The sequence below is a fragment of the Nocardiopsis camelliae genome (assembly GCF_028993595.1).
In the GTDB taxonomy this organism is placed as follows: domain Bacteria; phylum Actinomycetota; class Actinomycetes; order Streptosporangiales; family Streptosporangiaceae; genus Nocardiopsis; species Nocardiopsis dassonvillei.
Window position 1 is genome coordinate 1,029,413 of the sequence record NZ_CP118614.1, and the last position, 12,262, is coordinate 1,041,674.

Below are 12,262 nucleotides of genomic sequence, written 5' to 3' on the forward strand. Positions count from 1 at the left end.
GGAACAGGCGGAACCACCATGAGCAGTCACACGCTTTCCGTTCTGGTGGAGGACACCCCGGGTATCCTCGCCCGCGCCTCCGCCCTCTTCTCCCGTCGAGGCTTCAACATCGACTCGCTCAGTGTGAGCAACACCGAGTACCCAGGACTGTCCCGGATGACAATCGTGGTCAACTGCGACCTCCACCCCTTGGAGCAGGTGACCAAACAGCTCAACAAGCTGGTCAACGTCGTCAAGATCGTGGAGATGGACACCACCGCGTCGGTCCGGCGCGAGCTCCTGCTCGTCAAGGTCAAGGCCGACGCGTCCAGCCGCACCCACGTGCTACAGACGGCCGAGCTGTTCCGCGCGCACGTCGTGGACGTCAGCCCGGACGTCGTCGTCATCGAGGCCACCGGCGACCCCGAGAAGCTCGATGCCCTGGTCAGGAACCTGGAGCCGTTCGGCATCCGGGAACTCGTCAAATCAGGGCTGGTCGCCCTGGGACGCGGACCCCGGTCGATCACCGACCGATCCCTCCGCACGGTCGAGCGCAGCGCGTAGCGGTGTCCCCGGGGTCACCGCTCCGGCTGGTGAACCCGGGGCCCGTGCACGGACGGACCCCACCGCGTCCCCCACGAAACTGAGAAACAAGGAGCAACCCCAAGTGGCAGCACAGATGTACTACGACGACGCCGCGGACCTCTCGCTCATCCAGGGCAGGAAGGTCGCCGTGATCGGCTACGGCAGCCAGGGCCACGCGCACGCGCTGTCGCTGCGCGACTCGGGCGTGGACGTGCGGATCGGCCTCGCCGAGGGGTCCAAGAGCCGGGCCAAGGCCGAGGAGGAGGGCCTGCGCGTCCTCACCCCCGCGGAGGCCACCCGCGAGGCCGACGTCATCATGATCCTGGTCCCCGACCACATCCACCGGGACCTGTACGCGGCCGAGATCGCGCCGAACCTGGAGGCGGGCAACGCCCTCTTCTTCGGCCACGGCTTCAGCATCCGCTACGGCCTCATCACCCCGCCCGAGGGCGTGGACGTGGCCATGGTCGCCCCCAAGGGCCCGGGCCACCTGGTCCGCCGCCAGTACGAGGCCGGGCGCGGCGTGCCCTGCCTGGTCGCGGTCGAGAAGGACGCCAGCGGGCAGGCCTGGGACCTGGCGCTGTCCTGGGCCAAGGGCATCGGCGGCACCAGGGCCGGCGTCATCAAGACCACGTTCACCGAGGAGACCGAGACCGACCTGTTCGGTGAGCAGGCCGTGCTCTGCGGCGGCACCGAGGAACTGGTCAAGGCCGGTTTCGCCACCCTGGTCGAGGCGGGCTACCAGCCGGAGATCGCCTACTTCGAGTGCCTGCACGAGCTCAAGCTCATCGTGGACCTCATGTACGAGGGCGGCATCTCCAAGATGAACTGGTCGGTCTCGGACAACGCCGAGTACGGCGGCTACACCCGCGGCCCGCGCCTGATCACCGAGCAGACCCGCCAGGAGATGCGCAAGATCCTCGGCGAGATCCAGGACGGCTCCTACGCCAAGGAGCTCATGGAGGAGTTCGACGCCGGGCAGCCGACCTTCACCAAGCGCCGCGAGGCCGAGCAGAACGAGCAGATCGAGAAGGTGGGCGCGGAGCTGCGCCCGCTGATGAGCTGGCTCAAGGCCTAGGCAGTGCCTTCTTGGGCCTCCGCTTCGCTTCGCCCCGTGTTCGGGCGCACCAAAGGCGGGAACCTTCGGCGCCTCCGGTGGGTTGGCTCGTTCCTCGCGAACCCACCTCCGGCACCTCCAGAACCCCGCCGCGCCCGAACGGTACCCCTTGGGGCCGCCGCTGCGCTTCGGCCCCTGTTCGGGCGCCCTTCGACGTGGGAACCTTCGGTGTCTTCGGTGAGACGGCTCGTTCCTCGCAGTCTCACCTCCGGCACCTCCAGAACCCCGTGGGCGCCCGGACAACCCCTGAGCTGAGGCCCGTTCGAAGGACGTGCCACGGGGACGGGCGGCTCTTGGCCACCCGTCCCCGTGGGGCTTCCCTACCCCGCCGGTAGACTTTCGACCAGCCGTCACCCCGATCCGGGCAGCGCCCACCACCTGCGCGGTCGGGCCGCACCACCCGAAAAGGAACCGTTGTGCCCAAACCCGCCGTACTCGTAGCGGAAAAGCTCTCGCCCGCCGGAATCGCGCTGCTCGAGGAGGACTTCGAGGTACGCCACGTCGACGGCGCCGACCGGTCCCAGCTCCTGCCCGCCCTCGCCGACGTCGACGCCCTCATCGTGCGCAGCGCGACGCAGGTGGACGCCGAGGCGATCGCCGCCGCCTCCCGCCTGCAGGTGGTGGCCCGGGCCGGTGTCGGTCTGGACAACGTGGACGTGGAGGCCGCCACCAAGGCCGGCGTCCTGGTGGTCAACGCTCCCACCTCCAACATCATCAGCGCCGCCGAGCAGGCCATCAACCTGCTGCTGGCCAGCGCGCGCAACACCGCCCCGGCGCACAACGCCCTGGTCAACGGCGAGTGGAAGCGCTCCAAGTACACCGGCGTCGAGCTCTACGAGAAGACCGTCGGCATCGTCGGCCTCGGCCGCATCGGCGCCCTGGTCGCGCAGCGCCTGTCGGCCTTCGGCACCCAGGTCATCGCCTACGACCCCTTCGTGCAGCCCGCCCGCGCGGCCCAGATCGGCGTGGAGATGACCACGCTCGACGAGCTGCTGGAGCGCTCGGACTTCATCACCATCCACCTGCCCAAGAACAAGGACACGGTGGGTCTGATCGGTGACGAGGCCCTGAGCAAGGTCAAGCCCACCGTGCGCGTCATCAACGCCGCGCGCGGCGGCATCCTGGACGAGGACGCGCTCTACCGGGCCCTGAAGGACGGCCGCGTGGCGGGCGCGGGCATCGACGTGTTCTCCAAGGAGCCGTGCACCGACAGCCCCCTCTTCGAGTTCGAGAGCGTGGTCGTGGCCCCCCACCTGGGTGCCAGCACGGCCGAGGCCCAGGAGAAGGCGGGCACCCAGGTCGCCCGCTCGGTCAAGCTGGCCCTCTCCGGCGAGTTCGTCCCCGACGCCGTGAACGTGCAGGGCACCGGCGTGGCCGAGGACGTCAAGCCGGGCCTGCCGCTGACCGAGAAGCTCGGCCGCGTGTTCACCTCCCTCGCGGGCACCATCGCCAGCCGCATCGACGTCGAGGTGCGCGGCGAGATCGCCTCGCACGACGTCAAGGTGCTGGAGCTGGCCGCCCTCAAGGGCGTGTTCGCCGACGTGGTCGAGGACACCGTGACCTTCGTCAACGCCCCGCTGCTCGCCAAGGAGCGCGGCGTCGAGGTCAACCTCGTCACCAGCGACGACAACACCGACTGGCGCAACCTCATCACGGTCCGCGGCGTGCTCGCCGACGGCACCCGCGTGTCGGTCTCGGGCACCCTGACCGGTCCCCGCCAGGTCGAGAAGCTGGTGGAGATCAACAACTACACCATGGAGATCGGCCTGGCCGAGCACATGGTGTTCCTGTCCTACGAGGACCGCCCCGGCGTGGTCGGCACGGTCGGCGCCCTGCTGGGCGACGCCGGTGTCAACATCGCGGGCATGCAGGTCATCCGGGACCAGGAGGGCGGCAAGGCGCTGATCGCGCTCACCGTGGACTCCGCGGTGCCCGACGACACCCTCGCCTCGATCTCCGCCGAGATCGACGCCGAGGTCAGCCGTCAGGTCGACCTGGAGGACTAGGAGGGCCCGGGGGTTCCTCCCCGGTGGTCGCGGCGGGGGCCGCACCGCGTTCGGCGCCCACGGGCGCCGCGCACGGTGCGGCCCCTCGTGCTGTCCGGGGACCGCGCGGCGCGGTGAGTCGTGCGCCCTTCGCGGCTTTTATTCATGTCTGTGTGGTTGTGGTGCGGAACCGAGGCCCGAAGTGGCCGGGTCCTGACCAGCGGAGACATCTCGGCGTCTCGTATGGTGAGAAACCCTGGCCATATAGTTGGACATCCGATATTCTGAGGTCCTAGGAGTCAGCGGCACCGGTTCCACAGCCGGAGGCCGCCGCCCGGCGCCGCGAGCGCCCCCACCGGGGCCCGTGCGGGCGTTCCACGGCGGTCGATCCCGCCCGGAGGGCTCCTCGTCCCCGTGGACACCGTCGCCCACGTTCCGCGCTCCGCCGCCGTTCGGCGCGATCCGCCCCGAACCCCGGTCCCGTAGTGCACCTCGTCGCAGAGCATTCCCTGGCCGCGCCGTTCCCGGCTCCGGTCACGCAACGCATCCGGAGGATCGCATGTACGACATGATCGAGTACCCGTCCGCGCCCGACTCCCAGGACGAGATCAACCGCGCCCTGCAGGACGCCCTCAACCGGCGGGCCTGAGGCCCGGCCTCGGAGGCGGCCGCGCGAACCCCCGGCCGGAGGCGTCCGCACTCCGCCGGGGCGGTAGGGTTGTCTCATTCAGTGTTCATCCTGGTCTCACCATATGAGAAGCGGCCGGTGGGGCCGTGTCGAAGCAGAGGCAGTCCGTATGGCAGCGCGCACCGTGAAACTGGCGGTCATTCCCGGCGACGGGATCGGTCCCGAGGTCATCGCCGAAGGGCTCAAGGTGCTGGAGGTCGCGGCCTCCCAGCACGACCTCGCCGTGGAGACCACCGAGTACGAGCTGGGCGCCAGGCTCTGGCACCGCACCGGTGAGACCCTGCCCGACTCGGTCGAGGCCGAGCTGGCCGGGCACGAGGCCATCTACCTCGGCGCCGTCGGCGACCCGTCGGTCCCCAGCGGCGTCCTGGAGCGCGGTCTGCTCCTGCGCCTGCGCTTCGACTTCGACCACTACGTCAACCTGCGCCCCGTCCGCCTCTACCCGGGGGTGGACAGCCCGCTCGCGGGCGTGGGCCCCGAGGACATCGACATGCTGGTGGTCCGCGAGGGCACCGAGGGCCCCTACGCGGGCGCCGGGGGCGTCCTGCGCAAGGGCACCCCGCACGAGATCGCCACCCAGGACAGCGTCAACACCCGCTTCGGGGTGGAGCGCGTCGTGCGCTACGCCTTCGACAAGGCCGCCTCCCGCCCCCGCCGCAAGCTCACCCTGGTCCACAAGGACAACGTCCTGACCTTCGCCGGTGAGCTGTGGCAGCGCGTGGTCCGGGAGGTCGGCGCCGAGTACCCGCAGGTCGCCGTGGACTACTGTCACGTCGACGCCGCGTCGATGTTCTTCGTCAACCAGCCCGCCCGCTTCGACGTGGTGGTCACCGACAACCTCTTCGGCGACATCATCACCGACATCGGCGCCGCCATCACCGGTGGCATCGGGCTGGCCGCCAGCGGCAACATCAACCCGGACAACACCTTCCCCAGCATGTTCGAGCCCGTCCACGGCTCCGCGCCCGACATCGCGGGTCAGGGCAAGGCCGACCCCACCGCCACGGTGCTCTCGGCCGCGACCATGCTGGAGCACCTCGGAGTGCCCGAGGCGGCCCGCCGGATCGAGGCCGCGGTCGCCACGGACCTCAAGACCCGCGCCCAGAACGGCGCGGTCCGCTCCACCTCCCAGATCGGCGACGACCTCGCCGCGCGAGTAGCCGAGCAGGGCTGACGCACACGCCGGAAGCCCTGCCCTCCCTCCCTGCGGCGCGGCTGACGGCACGATCCACCTCCACCGTCGACGGGCGCGCCCGGGTTCCCGAGCGCGCCCTTCGCCGTGCCCGCGCGCGGCTCCGCTCCCCGAGCGGTGCCGCCCTCGCGTGCGTCACTCCTGCTCTGGCACCGGGTGCGCTCTTCAGACAGACTAGATTCCAGGCCGGCGATGCTGCCGGCCTGATGCACCCGAGAGGACCACCGACAACATGAACAACGACACCACCACAAGCGGGTTGACGTTCGACATCCAGCTCTCCGACAGGCGGAAGACCCCGCAGGAACGAGAGGCACTGCTGGAGAGTCCCGGGTTCGGCCAGGTGTTCACCGACCACATGGTGAGCATCCACTACACCGAGGGGAAGGGGTGGCACGACGCGAAGCTGGAGCCGTACGGTCCGCTGAGTCTGGACCCGGCCACCGCCGCCCTCCACTACGCCCAGGAGATCTTCGAGGGACTCAAGGCCTACCGGCACCCCGACGGCTCGCTCGCCTCCTTCCGCCCCGAGTCCAACGCGGCCCGCTTCAACCGCAGCGCGGCGCGCATGGCGATGCCCGAGCTCCCCGAGGAGCTCTTCCTCAAGTCGATCGGACTCCTCCTGGAGCACGACGGCGACTGGGTGCCGACCAGGGAGGGCTTCAGCCTGTACCTGCGCCCGTTCATGGTCGCCACGGACGTCGGCCTGGGCGTCAACCACCCGTCCCGCTCCTACGTCTACCTGCTGATCGCCTCGCCGGTCGGCTCCTACTTCTCGGGCGGCGTCCAGCCGGTGACGGTGTGGCTGTCCAGGGACTACACGCGCGCCGCTCCGGGCGGCACGGGCGCGGCCAAGTTCGCGGGAAACTACGCGGCGAGCTTCCTCGCCCAGGCGCAGGCGGTGGAGCAGGGCTGCGACCAGGTGGTCTGGCTCGACGCCCGCGAGCACCGCTGGGTCGAGGAGATGGGCGGCATGAACCTGTGGTTCGTGTTCGGCTCCGGTGAGAACGCGCGGCTGCGCACGCCCCCGCTGACCGGGACCCTGCTGCCGGGCATCACCCGCGAGTCGCTGCTGACCCTGGCCCCCGACCTCGGCATCCCGGCCGAGGAGGCGCCCATCTCCACCGACGAGTGGCGCGAGGCGGCCGAGTCCGGCGAGCTCACCGAGGTGTTCGCCTGCGGCACCGCGGCCGTCATCACCCCCGTCGGCCGGGTCAAGGGCGACGACGGCGAGTTCACCGTCGGCGACGGCACCCCGGGCCCGGTCACCATGCGCCTGCGCGAGGAGCTGGTGGGCATCCAGACGGGTCTGCGCGCCGACGAGCACGGCTGGATCACCCGGTTCTGACGCGTCCCCGGCGGGCCGCCCTCTCCCCGGGCGGCCCGCCCCGGCCCTCCTCCCGGTGACGTCGGTCACCGTGCCGCGTCGGCCCGCTCGTCCCGGGACGGCGTGCTCCCGGGTGGTCCGCGCGGGTCGACGGTGCTCGGGGGAGCCTTCGGCGGGGTGTCGGGTATGTCCGGTGTGAGAAACCGACGTCTCGCATGGTGGGACAATCTGCCGGTGAGCACCGAGAACTCCGCCACCGTGTGGCACACTGACCTCATGCCGTCTCAGGTGCTCATTATCGTGAGGCGCGCTGGCTGACCATCGGACGCCGCCAGCGCGCTGACCTCTCGTGTCCACGAGGGGTCTTTTTTGTTGGCGGGGCCCGGTCGGCCACACCACAGCATCCACCTTCGGGAGTTCCACCCATGAGGGACGACAGTTTCCACGTCTTCGACACCACGCTGCGCGACGGGGCCCAGCGCGAGGGGATCAACCTGCGGGTCTCCGACAAGCTGGCCATCGCGAAGCTGCTGGACGACTTCGGGGTGGCGTTCATCGAGGGGGGGTGGCCGGGGGCCAACCCCAAGGACACCGAGTTCTTCCAGCGGGCTTCACGAGAGCTGACGCTGGAGCACGCGCAACTCACCGCGTTCGGCGCGACCCGCCGTGCCGGTGTGCGGGCCGCCGACGACCCACAGGTGGCCGCCCTGCGCGACAGCGGCGCACCGGTCGTCACCCTTGTCGCCAAGAGTGACGACCGGCACGTCGAGCGCGCGCTGCGCACGACCCTCGACGAGAACCTCGCGATGATCGCCGACACGGTGTCCCACCTGCGCGAACACGGCCAACGCGTGTTCGTGGACTGCGAGCACTTCTTCGACGGATACCTCCACAACCCCGACCACGCGCTCGACGTGGTCCGCGCCGCCGCCGGAGCCGGAGCCGACGTCGTCGTCCTGTGCGACACCAACGGCGGCATGCTCCCCACCGACGTCACCCGCATCGTCACCGAGGTCCGCGAGGCCACCGGCGCGCGCCTGGGCATCCACGCCCAGGACGACACCGGCTGCGCCGTCGCCAACACCCTCGCCGCCGTGGACGCGGGCGCCACCCACGTACAGTGCACCGCCAACGGCTACGGCGAGCGGGTCGGCAACGCCAACCTCTTCTCCGTGGTCGGCGCGCTCACGCTCAAGCGCGGCCAGGAGGTCCTGCCCGAGGGCTGCCTGGCCGAGATGACCCGCGTGGCCACCGCCATCGCCGAGATCGTCAACCTCACCCCCGACACGCACCAGCCCTACGTGGGGGTGTCGGCCTTCGCCCACAAGGCGGGGCTGCACGCCTCCGCGATCAAGGTCGACCCCGACCTGTACCAGCACACGGACCCCGCACTGGTCGGCAACACCATGCGCATGCTCGTCTCCGACATGGCCGGGCGCGCCTCCATCGAACTCAAGGCCAAGGAGCTGGGCCTGGACCTGTCCGGAGACCGCGCCCTGTCGGGGCGGGCGGTGGAGCGGGTCAAGGGCCTGGAGCTGTCGGGCTACAGCTTCGAGGCCGCCGACGCCTCTCTGGACCTGCTGCTGCGCGAGGAACTGGGGCAGCCGGTCCGCTACTTCGACACCGAGTCCTGGCGCGTCATCACCGAACGCCGTCCCCGGGCCGGCTCCAGCCCCCTGTCCAGCGACTACGAGAGCCTCACCGAGGCCACCGTCAAGCTGCGGGTCAAGGGCGAACGCGTGATCGCCACCGCGGAGGGCAACGGCCCCGTCAACGCTTTGGACCGGGCGCTGCGCAGCGCCATGGAGAGCGTGTACACCGCGCTGGCCGGGCTGGAGCTGACCGACTACAAGGTCCGCATCCTGGAGGGCAGCTCCGGCACCAACGCCATCACCCGCATCCTCGTCACCTTCAGCGACGGGGCGGGGGAGTGGACCACGGTGGGCGTGGGGCCCAACGTCGTCGACGCGTCCTGGGTCGCCCTCGAACAGGCCGTCACCTACGGGCTCCTCCGCCAGGGCTACCCGCAGGACTGACCGGCGGTACCCGGGAACCGGAGCCCCTCCGGAAGCCGGGGAGCGGACGAGGGGGCGGGGCGATGATCGCCCCGCCCCCTCGCGTCGGCCGCGGCCGCCCTTCACAACGGCCCGGCCGTCGCTTTTCGTTTCCGAATAGATACAAAGAGTCACTGAGCGGGTGCGCGCGGTCGGCCCGAAAAAGCACGGACGGCCTCCGGACGGGCCCCTCAGTCCTCGGAGCCGTTGTCGGGGTGGACCCAGCCGTTGGGCTCGCACCCCTGCAGGCCCAGGGTCTGCTGCTGCATCACCGGGGCGGGCTCCCCCTCGCCGGGGCAGTCCACGTGGCCGTGGCCCAGGGTGTGGCCCACCTCGTGGTTGATCAGGTAGATCCGGTAGGTCTCCAGGTCGTCCTCGAAGTGGGGGACGCCCGACACCCAGCGGTTCTGGTTGATGATCGCCCGGTTCCCGTTCGCGCAGGACACGTACCCGTCGGTGTTCAGCGGGGCGCACAGCCGGTCCACGGTGTCCGGGGCGGCCAGGAGCACGCGGACGTCGGCGTCGTCGCCGTCCACCCGCTGCATCGCGCGCTCGCCGTCGTCGCCCCAGCTGCGCGGGTCGCCCAGGATCTCCTCCACGGCGGCCGCGAAGTCCTCGGAGTCCCCGGGCAGCCCCTTCTCGACCTCCACGGCGAAGGTGGTCACCGGGCCGTCGCCCATGACGTCGCTCCCGCCCTCCAGCACGGAGAACTCGCCTTCGGCGCTCTCGACCTCCTCCTCCACGGAGCGGAGCAGCAGCGGGGTCTGCTCCTCCTCGGTCCGCTCGGCGGGATCGGCGGAGGGCTCCGTTTCGGGCGCGGCGGCCCCGCCCGCCGAGTCCCGGCCCTCCGCGGACGTGCTCCGGTCGCCGCCCTCCTCGGGAACCCCGTCGCCGACCGGTCCGGACGCGGAGGTCTCGGCGGGGTCGCCGAGGTCGGGCCCGTATCCGGGCACGCTCACCATGAGCACGGTGGAGGCACCGGAGACCAGGCACAGACCCAGTGCCAGACCCATCGGGTACCGGCGGCGCTTGCGGTGCCGGGCGCGGGGGCGACCCCCGGGCGAAGCGGACGTGGGCACGGGAACCAGCCTCTCGACGGCGGACGACGGACCCAGCATGCCAGAGTCCGGCCCAAGGAAAGGCCAAGGCAGTGTCCGGGAAGAGCAGGTACGAGAGGCGTGAGCGGCCTGCGGTCCTTCGCGGCTTCCGTGTGCTTCTGTGCCGTCCGCGGCGCGGTGCGGATGTGTCCTTCGACTCCCCTCGGACGGGTCCCGTCCGCTCCCGTCCGCCCGCCGCGCCGATACCCTTCAACCGCAAGCGAGACAACAGGGCTGCTGGGAGGCATCAGGTGCGCATCGCGCGGTTCGCGTCCGGTGACGAGGTCGGATTCGGCCTGGTAGAGAAGGATTCCGAAACCGGGGAGGAGTTCGTCGCCCGGCTGAGCGGCCACCCCCTCATCGGCGACATCCAGCTGACCGGCGAGCGGGCCAAGCTCTCCGACGTCCGGCTGCTGTCACCGGTGCTGCCGACCAAGGTGGTCTGCATCGGCAAGAACTACGCGGACCACGTCGCGGAGATGAAGGACGTCACGGGGGAGTCCACCGACGAGCCCGTCGTCTTCCTCAAGCCCTCCACCGCCGTGACCGGGCCCCGCGACCCGATCTTCCGCCCCGCCGTCTCCGAGCGGGTGGACTACGAGGGCGAACTGGCCATCGTCATCTCCCGCCCCTGCCGCGAGGTGCCGCGCGAGCGCGCCAAGGACGTCATCTTCGGCTACACCGTCGCCAACGACGTCACCGCCCGCGACCTCCAGAAGAAGGACAAGCAGTGGACGCGGGCCAAGGGCTTCGACTCCTTCTGCCCCATCGGTCCCTGGATCACCACCGGGATGAGCGTCGAGGAGGCGCAGGACCTGGCCGTCACCACCACCGTGGACGGCCGGACCCGCCAGGACGGGCGCACGTCGCAGTTCATCCACGACATCCCGGACATCATCGCCTACGTCACCTCCTTCATGACGCTGCTCCCCGGTGACGTGGTCCTCACCGGAACCCCCGCCGGGGTGGGTCCGGTCGAGGTCGGCCAGGAGGTCTCGGTCACGGTGGAGCGGCTGGGCACCATCACCAACCGCGTGGTGGCCCGCGACTGATGACCCGGCTCCGCGCGCCGGTCCCGCGCGGCCCAAGGGGTCGGCGGCGTCCGCGCCGCCGACCCGCGCACGAGTGGAAGGCAGTCCGTTGACCGTCCCCCGACGCCGCCGCACCGGTGCCCCCGTCCTCGCCGGCGCGCTCGCCCTCGTGCTCCTGGCCGCGGGGATCACCTACTGGGCGGTCGCGCGCACCGACGGCGGCGGGGGCGGCACCGGCACACCGACAGGGGGACCCGTGAGCGAACCGCACCGCATCATGCTGGCGGGAGACTCGATGACCCAGGGCGCCAACGGCGACCGGACCTGGCGCTACCACCTGTGGAACCACCTCTCCCCGCACGTGGAGGAGCTGGACTTCGTCGGCCCCTACAGCGACCCCGCGAGCCGCGACATGATCCTGCCGGTCCCCACCACCGAGGACGAGGCGACGCCGAGTCCGGACGGCGACCCGGCCGAGGACTACCAGGAGGACGGCGACGGCGGGCCGGTCCCCGGGGCGGTCCCCTCCGCCCCCGGCGAGCAGCTCCCCGGGGACGGCACCGTCTGGCCCGGCGCGGACGGCGACCCGGACACCGCCGAGTACCGGGACCCCGACTTCGACCAGGACCACAACGCCCTGTGGGGCCGCACCCTGCGCGACGCCTCCTCCTCCATCCGGGAGGACGTCCGCGTCCACCGCCCGGACGTGCTGTGCGTCATGCTCGGCGTGAACGACCTGCTGTGGCCGGTCACGATGGAGGAGATGGAGTACCGGCTGCGCGGCTACGTCGAGGCGGCGCGCGAGGCCAACCCGCACCTGCGCGTCGTGCTCGCCGAGACCCCGCCCATCGCCCTGGCCGAGTCCGACGAGGGCTTCGCCCTGCGCGTGTACGCCTACAACGTCCTGATCCGCGAGGTCGCCGCCGACATGTCCACGGAGCGCTCGCCGGTGATCAGCCTGGACGTGGCGGGCGGCGAGGACTGGGACGCGGCCGCCGACACCTACGACGGCACCCACCCCAACGCGCGCGGGGAGGTCAAGATCGCCGCGGCCTTCGCCGACGCCCTCGCGGAGGGCTACGGGATCGGCCGCCCCTACCCGCGCCCGCTGCCCACCGCCTCCGCGGGGGAGTGAGGCGGGGGCGCCGCCCACAGTCCCGCCCCGGCCGCGGCCCGGCCCCGGTCGGGGAAGCGGCCCCGTGCGCGC

At 71.3% G+C, this 12,262-nt stretch carries 9 protein-coding genes; 8 read left to right on the top strand and 1 reads right to left on the bottom strand.

What is annotated here, in order from left to right; genetic code table 11:
- Positions 1 to 18 precede the first annotated feature (18 nt).
- The 6 genes from ilvN to cimA all read left to right on the top strand — a co-directional run bounded on the left by ilvN (position 19) and on the right by cimA (position 8,909).
- On the top strand, positions 19 to 543 hold the full coding sequence (gene ilvN / locus PV789_RS04800; protein ID WP_013151229.1) for an acetolactate synthase small subunit: 525 nt from the start codon (positions 19 to 21) through the stop codon (positions 541 to 543).
- A 103-nt stretch (positions 544 to 646) separates the two neighbouring features.
- Complete coding sequence (gene ilvC, locus PV789_RS04805) at positions 647 to 1,642, top strand: ketol-acid reductoisomerase (protein WP_274976314.1); 996 nt, start codon at positions 647 to 649, stop codon at positions 1,640 to 1,642.
- A 455-nt stretch (positions 1,643 to 2,097) separates the two neighbouring features.
- Complete coding sequence (serA, locus tag PV789_RS04810) at positions 2,098 to 3,687, top strand: phosphoglycerate dehydrogenase (protein WP_274976315.1); 1,590 nt, start codon at positions 2,098 to 2,100, stop codon at positions 3,685 to 3,687.
- Positions 3,688 to 4,463: 776 nt separating this feature from the next.
- The gene (locus PV789_RS04815; RefSeq protein ID WP_150252805.1) at positions 4,464 to 5,528 is read left to right on the top strand and encodes a 3-isopropylmalate dehydrogenase; all 1,065 of its coding nucleotides are present in this window, start codon (positions 4,464 to 4,466) and stop codon (positions 5,526 to 5,528) included.
- A gap of 250 nt (positions 5,529 to 5,778) precedes the next feature.
- Entirely contained in the window at positions 5,779 to 6,894 is a 1,116-nt protein-coding gene (locus tag PV789_RS04820; protein WP_274976316.1) for a branched-chain amino acid aminotransferase, read from the top strand.
- Positions 6,895 to 7,298: 404 nt separating this feature from the next.
- Positions 7,299 to 8,909, top strand: a complete 1,611-nt coding sequence (gene cimA, locus PV789_RS04825) for a citramalate synthase (protein ID WP_274976317.1) — start codon at positions 7,299 to 7,301, stop codon at positions 8,907 to 8,909.
- Between the two features lie 209 nt (positions 8,910 to 9,118).
- Here cimA and PV789_RS04830 read toward each other — a convergent pair whose 3' ends face one another.
- Positions 9,119 to 9,940: a DUF3152 domain-containing protein gene (locus tag PV789_RS04830; protein WP_274978050.1), complete on the bottom strand. Its 822-nt coding sequence runs from the start codon at positions 9,938 to 9,940 to the stop codon at positions 9,119 to 9,121.
- A 335-nt stretch (positions 9,941 to 10,275) separates the two neighbouring features.
- On the opposite strand from PV789_RS04830, the gene PV789_RS04835 reads away from it, so the two are divergent.
- Positions 10,276 to 11,076, top strand: a complete 801-nt coding sequence (locus tag PV789_RS04835) for a fumarylacetoacetate hydrolase family protein (protein ID WP_274976318.1) — start codon at positions 10,276 to 10,278, stop codon at positions 11,074 to 11,076.
- Positions 11,077 to 11,164: 88 nt separating this feature from the next.
- Positions 11,165 to 12,190, top strand: coding sequence for a GDSL-type esterase/lipase family protein (locus tag PV789_RS04840; RefSeq protein WP_274976319.1), 1,026 nt, complete (start codon positions 11,165 to 11,167; stop codon positions 12,188 to 12,190).
- Positions 12,191 to 12,262 lie beyond the last annotated feature (72 nt).

Bases quoted from the DNA above. Each gene is read 5' to 3' on its own strand.
- cimA (WP_274976317.1), top strand. From the start codon at position 7,299: ATGAGGGACGACAGTTTCCACGTCTTCGACACCACGCTGCGCGACGGG.
- PV789_RS04820 (WP_274976316.1), top strand. From the start codon at position 5,779: ATGAACAACGACACCACCACAAGCGGGTTGACGTTCGACATCCAGCTC.
- PV789_RS04830 (WP_274978050.1), bottom strand. From the start codon at position 9,940: ATGGGTCTGGCACTGGGTCTGTGCCTGGTCTCCGGTGCCTCCACCGTG.
- ilvN (WP_013151229.1), top strand. From the start codon at position 19: ATGAGCAGTCACACGCTTTCCGTTCTGGTGGAGGACACCCCGGGTATC.
- PV789_RS04815 (WP_150252805.1), top strand. From the start codon at position 4,464: ATGGCAGCGCGCACCGTGAAACTGGCGGTCATTCCCGGCGACGGGATC.